This window comes from Streptomyces sp. NBC_01260, from assembly GCF_036226405.1.
GTDB classification, from domain to species: Bacteria; Actinomycetota; Actinomycetes; order Streptomycetales; family Streptomycetaceae; genus Streptomyces; species Streptomyces laculatispora.
Map to the genome: position 1 here is coordinate 3,284,510 of NZ_CP108464.1, position 17,544 is coordinate 3,302,053.

At 66.5% G+C, this 17,544-nt stretch carries 16 protein-coding genes; 13 read left to right on the forward strand and 3 right to left on the reverse strand.

All coding sequences use genetic code 11. The features are described 5' to 3' along the window. Nucleotides 1-271: 271 nt before the first annotated feature. On the forward strand, nt 272-3,928 hold the full coding sequence (locus OG322_RS14275; RefSeq protein WP_329306490.1) for an NACHT domain-containing protein: 3,657 nt from the start codon (nt 272-274) through the stop codon (nt 3,926-3,928). Nucleotides 3,929-3,982: 54 nt separating this feature from the next. On the opposite strand, the gene OG322_RS14280 is transcribed toward OG322_RS14275, so the two are convergent. Both OG322_RS14280 and OG322_RS14285 read right to left on the reverse strand, forming a co-directional pair. Then, on the reverse strand, nt 3,983-4,675 hold the full coding sequence (locus tag OG322_RS14280; protein ID WP_329306491.1) for a YdcF family protein: 693 nt from the start codon (nt 4,673-4,675) through the stop codon (nt 3,983-3,985). Continuing rightward, nucleotides 4,672-5,466: a GntR family transcriptional regulator gene (locus tag OG322_RS14285; protein ID WP_329306492.1), complete on the reverse strand. Its 795-nt coding sequence runs from the start codon at nt 5,464-5,466 to the stop codon at nt 4,672-4,674. Before OG322_RS14285 ends, OG322_RS14280 begins: the two co-directional genes overlap by 4 nt. A 736-nt stretch (nt 5,467-6,202) precedes the next feature. On the opposite strand from OG322_RS14285, the gene OG322_RS14290 reads away from it, so the two are divergent. The 6 genes from OG322_RS14290 (at nt 6,203) to OG322_RS14315 (ending at nt 11,868) form a co-directional block, all read left to right on the forward strand. Then, the gene (locus OG322_RS14290; RefSeq protein WP_329306493.1) at nt 6,203-6,511 is read left to right on the forward strand and encodes a hypothetical protein; all 309 of its coding nucleotides are present in this window, start codon (nt 6,203-6,205) and stop codon (nt 6,509-6,511) included. Beyond that, entirely contained in the window at nt 6,508-6,795 is a 288-nt protein-coding gene (locus OG322_RS14295) for a DUF6303 family protein (RefSeq protein ID WP_329306494.1), read from the forward strand. Before OG322_RS14290 ends, OG322_RS14295 begins: the two co-directional genes overlap by 4 nt. After that, a complete protein-coding gene (locus OG322_RS14300) occupies nt 6,792-7,796 on the forward strand; it encodes a DUF2637 domain-containing protein (protein WP_329306495.1) in 1,005 nt (334 codons plus the stop codon). The genes OG322_RS14295 and OG322_RS14300 overlap by 4 nt, the downstream gene beginning before the upstream one ends. Beyond that, nucleotides 7,793-8,131 carry an RRQRL motif-containing zinc-binding protein gene (locus OG322_RS14305; protein WP_329306496.1) on the forward strand — a complete coding sequence of 113 codons (339 nt, stop codon included), beginning with the start codon at nt 7,793-7,795 and terminating at the stop codon, nt 8,129-8,131. The genes OG322_RS14300 and OG322_RS14305 overlap by 4 nt, the downstream gene beginning before the upstream one ends. Before the next feature lie 73 nt (nt 8,132-8,204). Further along, on the forward strand, nt 8,205-9,782 hold the full coding sequence (locus tag OG322_RS14310) for a hypothetical protein (protein WP_329306497.1): 1,578 nt from the start codon (nt 8,205-8,207) through the stop codon (nt 9,780-9,782). Nucleotide 9,783: 1 nt separating this feature from the next. Next, nucleotides 9,784-11,868 (forward strand): hypothetical protein, encoded by a 2,085-nt coding sequence (locus OG322_RS14315; protein ID WP_329306498.1) that lies wholly within the window; start codon nt 9,784-9,786, stop codon nt 11,866-11,868. A 16-nt stretch (nt 11,869-11,884) separates the two neighbouring features. On the opposite strand, the gene OG322_RS14320 is transcribed toward OG322_RS14315, so the two are convergent. Next, on the reverse strand, nt 11,885-12,136 hold the full coding sequence (locus tag OG322_RS14320) for a hypothetical protein (protein WP_329306499.1): 252 nt from the start codon (nt 12,134-12,136) through the stop codon (nt 11,885-11,887). Nucleotides 12,137-12,387: 251 nt separating this feature from the next. Here OG322_RS14320 and OG322_RS14325 point away from each other — a divergent pair, with 251 nt between their 5' ends. The 6 genes from OG322_RS14325 to OG322_RS14350 all read left to right on the forward strand — a co-directional run bounded on the left by OG322_RS14325 (nt 12,388) and on the right by OG322_RS14350 (nt 17,465). Further along, nucleotides 12,388-12,855 carry a hypothetical protein gene (locus tag OG322_RS14325; protein ID WP_329306500.1) on the forward strand — a complete coding sequence of 156 codons (468 nt, stop codon included), beginning with the start codon at nt 12,388-12,390 and terminating at the stop codon, nt 12,853-12,855. 297 nt (nt 12,856-13,152) lie between these two features. Then, a complete protein-coding gene (locus OG322_RS14330) occupies nt 13,153-14,067 on the forward strand; it encodes a bifunctional DNA primase/polymerase (protein ID WP_329306501.1) in 915 nt (304 codons plus the stop codon). Then, on the forward strand, nt 14,064-14,414 hold the full coding sequence (locus tag OG322_RS14335) for a hypothetical protein (protein WP_329306502.1): 351 nt from the start codon (nt 14,064-14,066) through the stop codon (nt 14,412-14,414). The genes OG322_RS14330 and OG322_RS14335 overlap by 4 nt, the downstream gene beginning before the upstream one ends. Beyond that, nucleotides 14,411-15,658, forward strand: a complete 1,248-nt coding sequence (locus OG322_RS14340) for a DUF3631 domain-containing protein (protein WP_329306503.1) — start codon at nt 14,411-14,413, stop codon at nt 15,656-15,658. Before OG322_RS14335 ends, OG322_RS14340 begins: the two co-directional genes overlap by 4 nt. A 167-nt stretch (nt 15,659-15,825) precedes the next feature. Next, on the forward strand, nt 15,826-16,014 hold the full coding sequence (locus OG322_RS14345; protein ID WP_329306504.1) for a helix-turn-helix transcriptional regulator: 189 nt from the start codon (nt 15,826-15,828) through the stop codon (nt 16,012-16,014). 71 nt (nt 16,015-16,085) lie between these two features. Continuing rightward, nucleotides 16,086-17,465, forward strand: a complete 1,380-nt coding sequence (locus OG322_RS14350) for a tyrosine-type recombinase/integrase (protein WP_329306505.1) — start codon at nt 16,086-16,088, stop codon at nt 17,463-17,465. Nucleotides 17,466-17,544 lie beyond the last annotated feature (79 nt).

Here is a 17,544-nt window from a genome sequence, read left to right on the forward strand (position 1 = left end):
CCTCTGGGACACGCCTGGGGAAGAGGATCTTGAGGGCATCGCTTCAGGGTCCGCTCCGGAGCGTGGGCCGACGGCTTGTGATCCTCCCTGCGTCGAGCTGGAGACGTAGATCTCATATGCCTTCCTCGCTGCGCGGACCTCGATGCAGGTGACGTCGAGCGCGCGGGCGTGAGGCGTCGCAGCATGGAGGATTAGCAGTTGTAGCGTTTCGATGGCGCACAGTTACGACTGACCGCTACGCTCGCCGTGGGTACATGCGAGCGGGGGAACCATGACGGAAATCGTAACGTCGGCTCTGAGTCTTCTTGTCAAAGCAGCTGCCAGTCCAGCCAAAGACGCAGCATTTAGAAAGTCCTGGGTAATTGCCACCCTTAAGCGACTGAATTTGGACCCGAAGCAGCCGCCAAAAGATTTCTATAGCCTCTACGCGTACACGCTAGTAGAGGCCCTCCACGATCAACCCTCTCCCGTTCTGCAGGTATTCCGGGACGAGCATGTCCAGCAGTCCTTCTATCGCTCCTTTTCTGATAAAAACTGGACTCGGCTAAAGCGTGAGATTGGTGAGTCCGTTGAGCGAAACCGGGAAACCGGTGAATACGGAAATCTTCCGTACGGCATGAGTGAAGTGGCTCAGGACTTCATTTCTAAGTTTCAAGATCTAGTCAGTCGTAGCCGGAGCGCCTACGAAACGAGACTTGAAAATAAACTAGACGACATGTCAGAGATGCTCGACCAAGTACTCAAGACGCGATCTGCAGAAGAGAAGCACCGACAGTCTGAAAATCCTCAGTGGGCTGAAGCAAGTGCGGCACAGAGACTGACAGGCGACGTCAGGGAATGGTTCCATGCTGTGGGCTACACCGTGCGTCGAGAATGGAAAGTAGAGGAAGTATCTTCCGTTGCCCTGCTGGTCGAAGTACCACAGCGCCGTCCGGGTAAATTCGACCTGGTCGTTGCGCTTTGCGTGGAAGGAGAGGTTGCTCCCTACCATCTGGAGTCGTTGAAGGGCCTAGTGGAAGAGGTAGGTGCAGCGGAGGGGTGGGGGATTGCGCACCTAAGGGTAAGTAGCGCTGCCCGTGAGCTGGCGAGCAGGTCGAACGATTCTCTCTTTTGCTATTCATTCGATGAACTGATTGACCTTGAAGCAGACTTCGAGCCATATATCCAGTGGCTAGAACGAGAAGTTCAGAATCAACACATTGACACTCGATTCGTTCCCCTTGCATGCCGCAAGGAAGAGATTGACCCTCGAACCGAGAAATCCTTCGGAACAAGCATGTACGACTGGCGTGAGGGTGGCCTCGACAACTACGTCGACGCTTGGCTAGCCGATCCGGCAAAGAAACACTTGTCTTTGCTGGGCGAGTTCGGGATGGGTAAATCGTGGTTTGCGCTCCATCTCGCTGGCCGGCTAGCAGTCGGTTGGCGAGACGCAAAATCACGCGGAGTTGCCCGTCCCCGCATTCCACTCGTGATTTCCCTTCGGGACTACGCAAAGCAGACGTCTGTATCGGCACTCCTTTCCGAGTTCTTTTTTCACAAACATCGCATCAACGTCCGTAATTATGAAGTATTCAGCGTGCTGAACCGCATGGGTCGCTTTCTTCTGATTTTCGATGGATTCGATGAGATGGCGTCTCGCACCGACCGCAATACGATGGTCGCAAATTTCTGGGAACTGGCTAAGATCGTCGAGCCGGGAGCTAAGGTACTTCTCAGTAGTCGCACAGAGTACTTCCCAGAGGCCAAGGAAGCTAGAGATCTATTTGGTGCACGCGTCGCGGCTGCAACGCATGCAATCCCCTCGGATGGTCCTACGTTTGAGATAGTCGAACTCGTACCCTTTGATGATGATCAGATCCGGAAGATGCTGAGCCATCTCCTGACACCCGAAAAATTGGAAGTTGTAATGGGTCACGAGAGTGTCCGTGACCTCATGCGCCGCCCCGTGATGTCAGAGCTAGTGATCGACGCTCTGCCTGAAATTGAACAGGGAGCCGTAATCAACCTGGCGCGAATCTATCTCTACGCCATTAAGCGCAAGATGGACCGCGACGTCTCTAATGAGCGCACCTTCACCTCCCGCGCAGATAAACTATTCTTCTTGTGCGAAGTGGCGTGGGAAATGATCCACACAAACCAGCTTAGTTTGAACTACCGAGATTTTCCCGACAGATTGCGTGCCTGTTTCGGCTCGGTCGTTGAGAATTCGAAAGATCTCGACTACTGGGAACAGGACATGCGCAATCAAAGCATGCTGGTAAGGAACTCTAGTGGCGACTACGGGCCGTCCCACAAATCGCTGCTAGAGTTCCTTGTTGCTTTCAGATTCGCAGCAGAACTTGGGCTCCTCGAAGGCGACTTCCTGCACCTAATCTCCGGCCCTGACGAGAGCAATGGTGAACGCCTCTCGTGGTCAGAGTACTTTGCCTCCCGAGGCGAGGGCGGCCGACTGGCGCATCTCCTAGGGTTCGACCCGGAAGGGGTCGAAAAGCTTGCCAGTAATTTCGGAATGGCCGAGTACAACCCGGTCATTTTCGACTTCCTAGCGACCATGATCAAGGAATGCGATTCCTACCAGGATGTGCTGATCGCCCATATCAAAAGTACTGCTAGCGCGTTGGAGCCGTTCAATCTAGGCGGAAACTGCGCGAACCTATTGGCGCAAGCCGGGGGTTCACTTGCTGGCATCTCATTGCATGAGGCAAGACTAAGCGGATTCGGTGACACCGGCGAGGCCTTCTTCGATATCTCGCTGGAGGCTACCAATCTATCCAAAGCCGACTTGTCTGAGGCCGATATCTCGCACCTGAATAAGCGCAACGCCAATTTCACCGGAGCCTTGCTGCGTGGAGGCAGCTTCCTTGATAGCCCCATTAGCGCAGATCACGTTCTGCTTGATTCGCACGGAGCTATTACTGTTCTACGTTCTCGGCTGCCTAATACTCACCCGTGGGTGCAACCCATGGATTCTGCTGCACTGCATTGGCCGCATGGCGACCTCCACGAGGAGCCTGTTGTCGTACCGCTCACTCCTGATCCCAAAGAATCATGGGCTGGAGGATGCGGGATTTTCGAATGGGATGACGGGGAATGGGGTTGCACTGATCGTAGCGGTACTGTAATCAGATCCTCGGCCACTGGCGAGATCACACAGAGTTTCCAGGTCGCTGCGTCTTTTGCTGTCACGTGGGGGGACTCACGGGCACTCATGGCGGTAGATCGCTCAAGTAGCGGATATACATGGAAAGTCGTTGACGCCGCTACTGGACACCTGCTGGCGGTTTGCGACGAAGCCATAGCCCCGATCGCTCATGCGCGCGTGTGGGGGTACCGCCCCAGCGTAAATGGCGTTTTGCTGCGAGTCTCATCTGAGGAGGAAACGGCCCTCTTCGAGATGACTTCCGCTAATAGTGAGTGGGTGGAGCAGGCCAGGTTTCCTGTGGGGACAGCTCATTCAATCGGAGGATTTACCTCCATCAGGACGATGGTTAAGGAGGACACCGTATATATCGAAGGCCCTCGATCGGAAATTTTGACTTACCCGAAGAGTGAGTTTGGGGACACATTGGATGACCTGGCCGTTGCCCGGTGTTCAGCATTCACACCGGATGCTCAGCGGCTAGTTATGTCAAACGATAGGAGCGTCTGGATGCTAGAGCGAGACGCTGGATCATGGCGCAAAGCCTGGTCTCGATCTGTGAGCTCAGACGTAAGCGCCTTTCCAGCTATGTCAGCAGACGGTTCTAAGGCTGTCTTCGCATTCCGTACTGGCGAGTTGTCAACATGGTCGCTGGCAGACGGTAACCGGATGTCTGCGAGGAGCTTCAATCCCCTACTTCGCGGAGCACAGTTCTCCAGAGAATCTGACTTGGAGGAGAGTGATTATGAGTCGATTAAGCTTTCAGGCGGCCTGATCGGCGGTTGAGCGCAAAGTAGGGAGCGTCGGTCCTGGGCCCAGGAAGATGACGTGGCGGCACCTCTATCGCGCTGGAGGGTGGAGGACCCCATGATGCGTTTCCGCACCTTCTGGTACGAGCCGACTCCTAAAACCTGCGTTGCACAGTCGCTCGTACGCTCTCACCACATCTTCTGGCATCGCCTGGCTGATCATGAAGCCCCGTTGCGGGTAATGCCGCAGCCGCTGGAGAGCTCCTACGAGCATGTCGAACACCAAGCGAGCGTTCCCAATTGATTCGACGTAATCGCTAAGTTGTAGCGGCATCGACGCGCTCACAATTTCTACGTCGGGCCACAGCTTCCGTGCCGTTGCGTAGCCGCGCCGCTCTTCGTACGGCTTGCTAATCAGCAGCACCGATGCCACGTTCACGCCCGCCTTTTCAAGCAGGCTCCTTGAAAATCGGATGTTCTCGCCGGTGTTATGCGCTTTAGGTTCAACGAGCACAGCGGAGCTGGGAACCCCCAACTCCAGCGCACGCTCGCGATAATGCACGGCCTCTCCGCGCGGCATGCGCTCTCGCGTCGTCGGGCTCGTGGCGCCGGTGAAGACGATCAGGGGTGCCATTCCGCGCTTGTAGAGGTCCACCGCAGTGTCAGCCACGCCCAAGTCGTGGCTGCCCAGGCCGATCGCCACTGAGCAAGGCCGCGGCTCGTGGTGCATCTGGTGGTAGTCCCACAACGTCTGTGCGTCCGCCCAGGACTGTTCCGAAATCAATGCTTCGCCTCTCCGTCCTGCGCTGAGTCGGGCACGTTAAAGTCGTACTCCCACGCGAAGCGGGACGCGGCGTGGACGCCGATCGCGAACTCGACCACCGTGTCGTCCGCCGTGAACGTGGTGCGGTGCAGCTCCACTACCCATTCGCCGGCGGCCAGCTGCAGAAGCTTCGCCTCGTCCGACGTGGGGACGCGCGCGAAGAGTTGCTCCTTCATGTGGTCGATCTCGTATCCAGCGTCGTACAAGACGCGGAATCCCCCACCGCGGCCGGCGGGACCCGGCGTGGGGTCGACGATGCGCGTGCCCTCGACGTGCTCGGGACGGTAGTAGCTGGTCAAGGTGTGCGTGGGCTGGTCGCCCTCCTTCACCAGGCGGGCTCGCGCGTAGACGTCCGCACCGACCGGTAGGCCGTGTGCCTCCGCTACGGCCGGCGGGGCTTCGACGAGGGAGACCGTCTGCGTCTGGTCTCCCCGGCGGTAGGCCCGGCCAGTGGCTACCCGGTCGGCAATGAACGCCACCTGGTCGCTGTCGCGCCACTTCGCCTTGTCGTACCGGGCAATGCCGAGCCGCTTCAGCGGTGTCTGCTGGCGTACTACCGTCCCGTGTCCGCGCGATGAGGCGACCAGCCCTTCGGCCTCCAACGCCTTGTACGCCGCGTGAACCGTCGACTTCGAGCCCTCGCCAGCCTCGACCAGCTCTCGGATGTGCGGCAGCTGCTGGCCCGGGCCGTACTCGCCCGACCTGATCCGCTCAGCCAGCTTGTCCGCAAGCTCTCGCCACTTCGGCGCCATTCCAACCTCCCATGTCTCGAATCAACCAGTGAAACACAGTCCCAGGACTGTTGACAGTCCTGGGACTGTGGGTGCATTGTCTCAGTAGCGGTCACGCAGTCCCAGGACTACAAGCCCTCGAGTCCCTACGTGCCTGCTCGCACCGCCCGGAGGGCTCCGTGAAACGAGTTCGAAGGAAGCGGCCGTTCATTGAGAACTGAACAGCGTGCCAAGGATCGCCGCCTCTCCTGTGCCCCAAGCAGGCGGCAGCGCGGGACGTCGTCCCGTGCGCTCAACGCGTTAGACGACCACTTCGCAGCGCTCATGACTGCTGCGGTCGGTTGCCTCCTCTGCCCGTCCGGTCCCTCTTTTCGGGCTGTACGGGCGGGGCTGAGGGGAGCCGGATGGACCGGAACCAGGAGCGGCACCCCGGGGGCAACCGGGGTGCCGCGATACAGGCACCTATGTAGGAGGCACCTGTGATCAGCAGTCTGACAGAGCAGGAACGCGACGAGCTTTCCAAGAAGGTCAGTGAGGCCAACCGCCGTTCCTCGGGCGGGTCCGGTCGCTGAGCATGCACCGCCCCGGATCACGGCGTGAGGCTGCCGGATCGAATCCGGCCCGGGGCACTCGCCGCCAGCTCTGGCGGCCGGGCTGGCCATATGTCGTGGCAGCCCATCCCTGAACGGCGCGCGGCCCCGGTGGGCAAACACCGGGGCCGCTTTCAGGCCGTCTCACCGCGAGGAGAAAACGACCCATGAAGAACATCGTTGCTGGTCGCGAGCCTGTTACCGCGACTGAGTTCATTGAGCTGGCTCTGGGGATCGACGTGGAGCTGTTTACCGGTTCGGCCACGGAGTCCGCGATGGAGCGGGCGGCGCGGCTGGACGTCGCCCGCGAGGTCCTCGCGGACCTGTGGGAGAGCGACCCGGAGACTGCGACCTACGCCGCGAGCCTGCTGCGGACGCTGCCCCTGAAGGCGCAGGCGAACGGCCGCCGCTCGCGCCGCACGGTTCGCCGCCCGGCTTTCGCGGGTGCCGGCACTGGTTCGGCGGTGGCCGCGTGAAGGACCACACCGCGCAGATGTCCATCCGTGGCGGCCGGTGGCGTCTGTACGTCGTGCTGATGGGCGTTCCGGTGTCCCAGTGGCCGGAGCATGACTTCGGTCCCACCCCCGTGGTGCCGCCGCTGACCGAGCGTTCACGTGCGCTCGCCGCACTCGGCTTCGTGTTCACGGACGGGGCCGAGTGGGAGTGGGAGGAGTACAGCGAGACGCCGGACGACGACACGTCGCCGGTGCGGCTGCTGGCCTCGGTCAAGGTGCGTTCACGAGAGGGGGGCGCTCCGTGAACAGTGTTCAGATCCGTTCAGCGGAGCGTGCGTTGTCGGTCGGGACGTGGCTGATCGTGGGTGGGGCGATGCTCTTCTCCATCCTGACGGTGACGCCGCTCATGGAGCGGCATACGGCCGAGGGGTGGAAGTGGACCGCGCCGATTCTGCCCCTGGTGGTGGATGCCGCGGTCGTCATCGTGGTCCGCCTCGATGCTGTTCTGGCCCGTCTCGGTGGGCATGGCGGGCGGTGGCCGGTTGCGCTGCGGTGGATGACCGGGTGCATGACCCTGGCCCTGAACGTGGCCGACTCCGCACTGAGGAAAGAGCTGGTCGGCGTGGCCGTGCACGCGGTCGCCCCGCTCCTGCTCATCGTCACCGCGGAGACCGGTCTCGCCTACCGCCAGGCCATTACCGCCGCCCTGAGGGCGCAGGAAGCCCGGCAGAAGGCCGAGCAGGCCGAGCGCGAGCAAGCCGCCGCAGAGCGCCGTGAGGCGGCCGAGCGGCGAGCCCGGGAGGAGCGCGAGCACACCGCCCAGTTGGTGCGTGAGCAGCGTGAGCATGAGGCGCTGCTGGCCCGCGAACAGACCGAGCGCGAGCAGGCGGCACGGGCGGAGGAGCGAGAGCGGGCAGAGGCCCGGGAGCGGGCCGAGCGCGAGGCTCGTGAACGCCGTGAACGCGAGCGTGAACAGCAGCAGGTGGAGCGTGAACGCCTCGAACGAGAGGCCGCCCAACGCCTTGCCGCTGAGCGTCTTGAGCGCGAGCAGCGTGAACACCGTGAACGCGCCGCACGGCAGGAGCGGGCCGAGCGTGAACGGGCCGCGCTGCTGGCGGCCGGCCCCGCGACGGAGAAGCAGCCTGAGGAGAAGGCCCGGGCAACCGTGCGTGCGGCTTTCGAAGCGGGCCTGGCCGTGCGGGCCGCGGCGGAGCTGACCGGCTGGTCGATCGGCTGGACCGCCACCCGCTATCAGGAACTGCGCGACACCGCCCCGAACCGTGCGCTTGAAAGCGCGACCCAGTGAGCACGCTGCCGGTCTACCCGTGGCGCCTCGCCCCGGACGGCTACGCAACCTTCCGCCAACTCCGCACCCGCGGGCTGCGGCCCGGCGGTCAAGACGTCGCTGCCGTGCTGGAGCGCCCGCGTAAGCGTCGGGGCCCGCTGGTCGCCTACCTCTACCGCATCGACTGGGCGAAGCCGGTCCGGCCGATGACACCGGCCAAACGGGCCGCGCTGGCCAAGGCGAACGCCGCCCAGCAGGTCTGCCCGAACTGCCGAAGGGACGCCGGGTATCGCATCCCGCGCTCCCTCGGCATGTGCGTGCCCTGCGCCTACCCCGAAGAACAGTGCGCCGCCTGAAAGTTCGCAGGGCCCGGCCCTCTCCACCACAGATCCGGCCGGGCCCCTGACTCCGCGAAGGAGTGCACTCAGCATGACCGACACCACCATCACCCCGGTAGTGGCCCCTGAGGCCGCACCGGACAACACCCCGCCGCCCATGCCCGCACAGACGCCCGCACCGGCCGCCGAGGTGGAGCACACCCCGGGCGGCTGGCCGGTCGTCCCGCTCGCGGTGACCGGCACCAACGCCACCACGTCCCTGCTCGCCGCCGCCGCCCTCGTCGGAGGACCGGCCGTCCTGGCCCTCGCCGCCACCGGGGCAGTCGTGCTCGGCACCGCCACCGCAGCACGCAAGCACCGGGCCAAGAAGAGGACGCCGCAGAAGGCCACCGCCCGCACCCAGCGCTCTGCGACCGGTACGGGATCGGCTGGCCCGGGCTCCGGCCGGAGCGGATCCGGTCGGGTGCCGGGCCAGGGCCGTATCGGGAACGCCGGCACCAGTAAGAGCGCAGGTCACGGCCAGGGTAGGTGGGGCCGCGGGGCCGCCGGTTCACTGCTCAGCTCCGGCAAGTCGAGCCGCCCGAAGAGCAGCCCGCGCAGCCTCCGCAAGACGTCGGCCAAGCACTCTTCCTCCGGGGCTGCCCCGGGTAAGTCGCGGGCCCGTTTGGGGCAGGTCAAGTCGCTGCGGGAGTCGGCCCGTAAGTCGCCCCTCTCCCGGTCCGGCCGGCGTTCCGAGACCAGCGGGGCGCGTCGCTCTCTGGCTGATGCCCGCCGGGACGCCAAGACAGCGGCCCGGTCGGCGTCCATGGCCCGTAAGGGGCCGATCGGCCGGGCGGTGAGCAAGGCGGCGGGGAAGGTCGGCGCTGCCAAGGGCAGGGCGATCGAGCGCAACCGCCAGGCGCGCGACCAGCGGGCCGCCGGGAAGGTCGCAGGGCAGCGCAACGACGTGCGCAAGGCCCCGGCCAGGAAGAAGGCCCGCAAGGCCCTGCGCCGGTCCGCGGCCCGGTTCCAGGGACGCCGACTCCTCGCCGCCCTGCTCGCCGGGGCACTCGGGCTCATCGGCCTGGTCTCCACCCCGCTCGGCCGGAAACTCGGCTGGGCCTGGCTCCAGTGCCCCGGACGCCGCCTCTACGCCCGGCTGACCCTCACCGCCGAGGAACAGCGCACCCACCGGGACAACGCCATACGCGCCGCCCTGGAAAACGACGAGGCCGCCGTCGACCAGGAGACCGCCGACACCCACGAGCAGATCAGCGATACGGCCGAGCGCCCTGAGGGGCTGACGCCGGCAGCACTCACCACGACCCCGGATGAGGGAGAGAACGTGTCTGGTTTCCGGTTCGAGGAGTACGCCGCGGAGATGGAATCCGCGGCCGGACAGTACGACCCCGAGAGCGCCATGGAGATCCTCGCCATGGTCGAAGGGCTCCCGGCCGCGCTCACGAGCGTGGCGAACGTGATGCGGGTCCTGGCCGAGCGCGCCGACTCCGAGTTCCCGCTGGAGAAGGAAGTCGCGGACGGCTTCAACGACATCTTCGGCGCCGTCATGAGCGCCGTGGCGGTCGCTGAGGACATGGGCCCGCTGTTCCGCCAGTCCCACGAGCAGGACATCGCCCGCCACGAGGACCCGCGCAACGGGTCCCAGGCCGAGAAGGGATGGAACGTCTGAAATGACCACCACCACACAGGCCAGCACCGGGCCGGTGTGGGACTGGGCTGCCGGTCACGGACACGTGACCGGCGCCCTGTCCGCCACCACCGGATGCCTCGCAGTTGCCACCACCGGGGCCGCCACCGGCATGCCGCCCGGCTGGGCCCTGACCGTCGGCGCGGCCGGCGCGATCGGCCACACCATCAGCAGCCTGCGCGACCGCCTCTCCACCCGCACCACCGCCATGCGCTCCGCCTCCTGGCTGGTCGGGGCTGGCTGGACCACGTGGGCCATGACCACCGGCCCCCTCACCTGGGCCGCACTCGGCTCCCTCGCCACCATCGGCGTTGGGATCGGCGCCGCTGCCCGCTCCACCCTGCTCTACGAAGAAGCGCGGGAGTTGGAGGCCATCGCCGCCGATGAGCGCCAGGTCAGCCGTGAGTTGTCGGCCGAGCGCCGGGCGATCGCTGCGGAGTGGGTGGACCGGGTACAGCGGGTCTGCAACCTCACCCTGCGGATCCTCGCGGTGGAGATCTGGCCCACCGGCACCGGATTCACGATCGACGCCGAACTCCCCGCCGGCGGGACGACGTACGACCGGATCGCGCAGCACTCCGCCGCACTGTCCGCCGATGCCCGCTTGCCGCACGGATGCACAGCCGTCGCCTCTCAGGGCGTGCACCAGGGGCGGGTACTCATCGACGTGACCACGGTCAACGTCCTCTCCGAGGAACGCACCTACCCCTCGGACTACAGCCCGCTTTCGATCTACACCGGGATCCCGTGGGGCTACCGCACCAACGCCGAAGAGATCTGCGTGTTCCTGCGAGAGCAGTGCGCCCTGGTCGTCGGTCCCACAGGATCCGGCAAGACGAACATGGTGCACGTCATCCTCGCCGGGTTCGCCCGCACCACTGACGTCCTGACCTGGGTGATCGACCTGAACGCCGGATCCGCCGGCCTGCCCTGGGTCCGCGCCGCGTTCGACGCCAACGGGGTGCCGATCGAGGGAGTGCGGCCGGGCGTTGACTGGCTCGCTTCGACGCACGAAGAGGCTGCGCGGATGCTCGATGTGGCCCTGGCGATCGGCATGCGCCGGAAGGTCGCCTATCAGGATCTGATGGCGGAGCGGAACACCGACCAGCTCCCCATCAGCGCGAAGATTCCCCAGATCATGCTGGTCGTGGATGAGGGTGCGGAGATCCTGACCAGCACTGACCGGGCCATGAAGGATCTCGCCAAGAAGATCCTCGAAGTGATCCGCATGCTCCGCGCCATGGGCATCCGTACGGTCCTCACCGCCTTGGGGGCCACCGGTTCCGTGCTCGGGAACCTGATGATCCGCCGCGAGGCCAAGGCCCGGGTCTGCCTCACCGGTGGGGAAGTCGAGGGAATGGACCTGAGCAAGGTCTTCCCCGGCTCGCGCGGGCTCCGGGTGGACCAGGCCCCGTACAAGGGGGCCGGGTTCATGGGAACGCCGGAGTCGGCTGCGGCGCTGTTCAAGAACTGGCGGATCCTGCCCAACCAGATCCGCGACATCGTCCTCGCCACCGCCGACATGCACCCCGCCCTGGACGCCATCTCAGCCCAGGCTGGGGGCGACGACTACGCGAAGCGATGGGCGCCGGATCGCACCGCGTGGATGCGGGACACCGACCACGCTCCGGCCACCGCCGGAGCAGGCGAGCAGCCCAGCGCCGGCGGACTGAACCTGTCCGCGCTGCGGACCGGCCAGGAGTCGCCGGAAGAGGTGTTGGCCCGAAAGTTCCGGGAGCAGATCGACGCCCAGTTCGGTACCGCCCCCGATCCTCAGCCCGGGGCGGAGCCTCCGGCCGGACCTGGGCTGAACCTGTCCGCGCTGCGTCCGGAGAACAACGCCGCCCGCCAGGCCGCGCTCCAACTCCTGATGTCCGCCGGCCCCGAGGGCACCGGCGCTTCCGCGATCGCCCGCGCCCTGGCCGACGAGCACGGCACCACCCGGCAGACGGTCGCCGGATGGCTCAAGGAATGGGCCGAGACCGGCGAAGCCGTACGCGTCGGAGAGGGCACCAAAACCCGCTACGTCCACTACCGATACGCGCCCGACCGCCCCGTCGAGGACTGAGCGCCGACCGGATCGGCTACTCCCAGCCCATGTTGCGGGCGACCATCTCCCGGGCCCGTTCCAAGTCGCCGCGTGTTGTTTCCATGGCCCACTCCTCCAGCTGTGCCAAGAGGTCGGTCAGCGCCTGCTTCTCCGCACGGTGATTGACGGGGAGCTTGTCGAAGTCCAGCTCCATCAGCCAGTGGAAGAGCACGACCACGTCGGCTTGCCAGAGGGAGAACTCGGCATGGGAATCAAGGTCCGGCGGACCGGTCGCGTCGTCGCTCATGCCTCGACGATACGGCCCGAGCAGAAGCCGTGACGCGAGCCCTTCACCCTCTCAACGCCTGCACCGCCGGAAGGGCCCTGGACGGCTCACTGAGGGTCGAAAACGGCCCGTGACCTGCAAGGCGACAAGCGACAAGACAAGACAAGCGACAAGGCACACGACAAGCCGGACGACAAGCAACACGACAAGTCGCAGGGGACCGCACCTTGACGTTCAAGGGTGGTCCCCCGTGCTGCTGAAGGAGCCCCCTCGTGCATGAGACCGCGTACGAGATCACCACACTCAACCCCCAGCAGCCCACCGCTCACCCCGCGATGCTGCCGAATGAGATCCCGCCCGGAGTACAGATCGTCACGCTGCCCGGCGGTGCCCGCACCCTTGCCTACACGCCGAACCAGGCCCCGCCCGCGCCGCCGGTTCCGGTCGCGCAGCCGATCCCGGCATGGGCCAAGACCACCGCACTCCTCACCCCGACGATCGGCGGAGGCATCGCCGCCGCCGGGATCGGGATCTCCTACGCAGCCCCGGGACTGATCGCCATGAGTGAAGCCCTCTGGGCCGCCGTCGCCCTCATCGCCGCCGGAGCCGTCGGCGTCCCGTTGCTCCTGCGGCTCGGCCGCAGCGCGGCCGGCAACGGGCGGGGCACGACGCACATCACGCAGCACATCAGCGCGCCCGGGATGTTCGGCAAGGCCACCGGCACCATCAACCACCGCTGACCGAGAGCAGGAATCCATGCCCAATCTGAAGCCGTACACGGATCAAGCGTCCGACGCCATCGCCAGCCCGCCTCACCGGGATGCGGACCCTGCGCTGCCCGGCACCCGGCTGCACCCTTCGGATCCGCTACCGCGCCGTCAGCCCGGACGAGGCCGATCGGCTGGCCACGCTTGCCCACGACCACACCCGACACGGCATCCGGAAGTAGCTGTGCCGAGGGCGGCCCCCTCTCACGCCAATGAAGTCGGGGCCGCCCTCGCCTGCCAGCACCTTTCACAGAACTGGAGACATCCAGCATGACCCATGGAGTACGTTCCGCGCTGCTGTCTGCAGCGCTCGATGCCGCCGTCTGCGGCTGGGCAGTCTTCCCGTTACGGCCTGGCGGCAAGCCGCCCGCCCTGCACGGTGAAGCTTCCTGCCCGCTCACCGGCGACTGCATCACCGGCCACCGCAAGTGGGAGCAGCGCGCCACCACCGACCTCGACCGCATCCGGCGAGCGTGGTCGGCCGGCTGGTTCAACATCGGTATCGCGACCGGCCCGTCAGGGCTCGTCGTCGTCGACCTCGACATGCCCAAGCCCAAGCCCAAGCCCAACAGCAGTGCGGACACACCTTGCGGCGTGACGACCTTCAAGGCGCTCTGCGAGCGCACCGGGCAGGTCGTCCCCGCCACCTACCGGGTGCGGACTGCGAGCGGTGGAGAGCACCTGTACTTCACCGCTCCGGACGGCGTCCGGCTCGGCAACACCGCCGGATTCCTCGCCCCACCGATCGACACCCGCGCTTGGGGCGGATACATCGTCGCCCCCGGCAGCACCGTCAACGGGCGTACGTACGAAGTCATCGACTCCGCGCCGGTGGCGCCGCTGCCCGGATGGCTGCTCGACGCGCTCAAGCCTGATGCGCGTCCTACGGGGCCCGTGAAGCTGTCCTTGCCGAAGCGAGGCAACCGGGCAGCAGAGACGGCGCTGGAGCGGGAAACCGCCCTCGTGGCGGCCACCGTCGAAGGCAGGCGCGAGGCGCAGCTCTTCGAGAGCGCCCGGAAGGTTGCCCGCTTCGTCGGATGGGGCGACCTCACGCGGGACGAGGTGGAAGAGGCATTTCAGAGGGCGGGTGAGGCGGCCGGGCTCCCGGCTTCCCAGTGCCGCTCGACTCTGCGCAGCGTTCTGAACTGGTCCCTGCGCACCTGCCGGCCCCGGGAGACGACATGAGCCCCCGGCCCAATCCCCCTCTGAAATGCCTGCCCTCCACCCCCACAGGCCTCGGCCTCGCCGAACCGGCCCCGGCCCACCTTGGCGGTGGTGCGCCGAAGGGCGTCGCCGAAGGCGTCCCCACTGCTGTTCGCCCTGACCAGCAGATCGGAGACGGGCGCTCCCCGATCGCCTGGCCCACCATCAGCGCACCCCGTGGCGCGGTCCCGACCGTCACCAGCACCTGTGCGTGCGGCCGCAACCGGTTCGCCACAGGACACCGCAAGGCACTCGCCCTGATCGAAGACCATGCCCGCCACCGCGACCTCTGCCCGCTCCGCAACCAGCAGGAAGGCGCCGCCACATGACCGCAGCACCAACCACCCCGCCCCTCGACGGCGCCACCGTGCTCAACGACGTGGAGACCTTCCACCGCAGGTTCAACGTCTTCCCCACCGAGGCCGCCTACGTCGCCGTCACTCTGTGGGACGCGCACGCGCACCTGGTGGAATGCTTCGAGACCACACCGCGGATCGCCTTCCTCTCGCCCGAGCCGGGGTCGGGGAAGTCCCGGGCGCTGGAGATCGTGGAACTCCTCACCCCCCGGCCGGTCAGCACGGTCTCGGCATCCGCGAACGCCCTGTACCGGCTGGTCGACTCCGCCGCCGGACTGCCCACCGTGCTCTTCGACGAGGTGGACACCATCTTCGGCCCGAAGGCCGGCGCGGACGAGGCGCTGCGCGGATTCCTGAACGCCGGATACCGGCGCATCGGCGGGGCCCTGCGGTGCGTGGGGGAGGGCTCCAACCAGAACGCGCAGGTCTTCGGCTCGTACTGCGCAGTCGCCATGGCCGGGCTCGGCTCCCTGCCGGACACGGTACTGACCCGCTCCATCATCATCCGCATGCGCAAGCGCGCCCCGAACGAGCGCGTGGAGCCCTACCGGCAGCGCATCCACGAGAAGCAAGGCCACGAACTGCGCGACCAGCTCGCGGCATGGGCCGACACCGTCCGCGACCAGGTCGCCGACGCCTGGCCCGAGATGCCCGAGGGAGTCACCGACCGGCCGGCCGACGTATGGGAACCGCTCCTCGCCGTCGCCGACGCCGCCGGGGGCGACTGGCCCGACCGGGCCCGCGCCGCGTGCCTGGAGCTGATCAGCGCCGCCCACGACAACGACGAAGCCTCCCTCGGAGTCCGGCTGCTGACCGACCTCCGCGACCGGGTGTTCTGCGGCGCGGACCGCGTGCCCACCGCCGTCATCCTCGAAGGCCTCCTCGCCATGGACGACGCCCCATGGGGAGACCTGGACGACAAGCCGATCAACTCCCGCACCCTGGCCCGGCTCCTCGCCCAGTACGTCACCCCCGCCAACAAGCCCATCAAGCCGCGCGGCATCCGTACCCCCGCGGGCTTCCCGAAGGGCTACTACGCAGAAGACCTCACCGACGCCTGGACGCGGTACTGCCCTCTTCCCCCTGAGGAATCCGCCACGTCCGCCACATCCGCCACACCGCAGGTCAGCGGGGGTGAATCCGTGGCGGATACCGCCACAGCCATCCGCCACATGTCTGCGGAAACCGCCACACCGCTCTTCCCGGTCGCGGGCTGAACACCAGCGCCACCAGGTGCCGCCACACCCCGGGTGTGGCGGCACCTATCCGCCACACAATCGCTATCCGCCACAAACGCAAGGCTCTGACCTGCGATGTGGCGGCGTGGCGGACGTGGCGGATGCATCAGAGCAAAGAGACCACGCGCTCAAAGAGGAGTCGCACGATGGCCAGCCCGCAGATGCTCAAGCTCCCCGAAGTCCTCGCCGAACTCGCCATGAGCCGAGCCGCCTTCTACCGCATGCGTGCCCGCGGCAAGGCTCCCAAGCTCATCAAGCTCCCCAACGGTCAGCTCCGCGTACGCCGCGCCGACCTCGACGCCTGGTGGCGCGATCTCGAAGCGTCCGCCGCCTGACCTCCCACTCCCCCGCTGAAAACCCGAGGGCCCGCCGTACCGGCGGGCCCTCGGCCTGTTCCAGGAGAACCATGCCCCTCACGTACGACGTGCGCCTGTACTCCATCGAGGTGCGCCGGGACCGGCCCAAGCCCTACCGGCTCCGGTGGATGGTCGGCCAGCGCAAGCACTCCAAGAGCTACCAGCTCAAGGCCCAGGCCGACGGCCGGCGCTCGGAGCTGATGGCCGCCGTCCGCCGCGGTGAGCAGTTCGACGAGGAGAAGGGCCTGCCGACCTCCGAACTGCGTGCGCTCCAAGGCTCAATCACCTGGTACGCCCACACCCGCGCCTACATCGACCGCAAGTGGGCGGCGGCGCCGGCCAAATCCCGGAAGAACTACGCGGACGCTCTCGCCACCATCACCCCGGCACTCGTGAAGTCGGCCGCTGGGAAGCCGGACGCGGCGCTGCTTCGGCGGGCGCTGTACGGGTGGGCGTACAACCGGAACCGGTGGAACGAAGAGCCGCCGGCGGACGTGGCGCAGGCCCTGAAGTGGCTGGACCGGAACTCCCTGCCGGTGTCCGCGCTCGAGGACGCGGCCACCGTCCGCCTGGCGCTGGACGCCCTCGGGCTGAAGATCGACGGGAAGCCCGCCGCGCCTCGCACTGCCCGCCGCAAGCGCGCGTGCCTGAGCGACGTCCTGGGCCTGGCCGTCGAAGAGCGGTACTTCACCGTGCCGGTGAACCCGCTGACGACAGTGAAGTGGGCCGCGCCGAAGTCCGCCGAGGAGGTCGACCCGCAGAGCGTCGCGAATCCGCGCCAGGCGCGCTCGCTGCTTCAGGGGGTCCGTGAGCAGGGGCCCCGGGGCGAGCACCTCGAAGCGTTCTTCGGGTGTCTGTATTACGCGGCCATGCGGCCGGCGGAGGCGACGGCCCTGCGCGACTCGCAGTGTCATCTGCCCGAGGCGGGCTGGGGCGCGCTGACGCTCCGCGAGGGGGCGGTACGGGCCGGTCGGAACTGGACCGACGACGGAGAGGCGCACGAGATGCGGCACCTGAAGGCGCGGGCGGTCAAGGACTCCCGGCCCGTGCCAATCCCCCCGCACTTCGTCCGGCTGCTCCGTCAGCACATCGCCAAATTCGGCGTCGCCCCGGACGGCCGGCTCTTCCGCACGAACCGCGGGGGGCTGCTCCAGGAGACCGGGTACGGAGAGGTCTGGGCGCGGGCCCGTAAAGAGGTGCTGAGCGAGCGGGAGCACGCGTCGTTCCTCGCTCGCCGCCCGTATGACCTACGTCACGCGGGGGTCTCCTTCTGGCTCAGTTCCGGAGTGGACCCCATGGAGTGCGCGCGGCGGGCCGGCCACACCATCGCCGTCCTCTTCCGGGTCTACGCGAAGGTGCTCGCCCAGACGCAGCAGCGGGCCAACGACCGGATCGACGCGGCCCTGCGGGAGTGGAACGAACCGGAGTGAGCCCCGTCCCCCGGGGGACGTCTGGGGGACACGCCCTGATCAGGGGTGGGATTCAGGTGAGACAACGTGGGATGCAGGG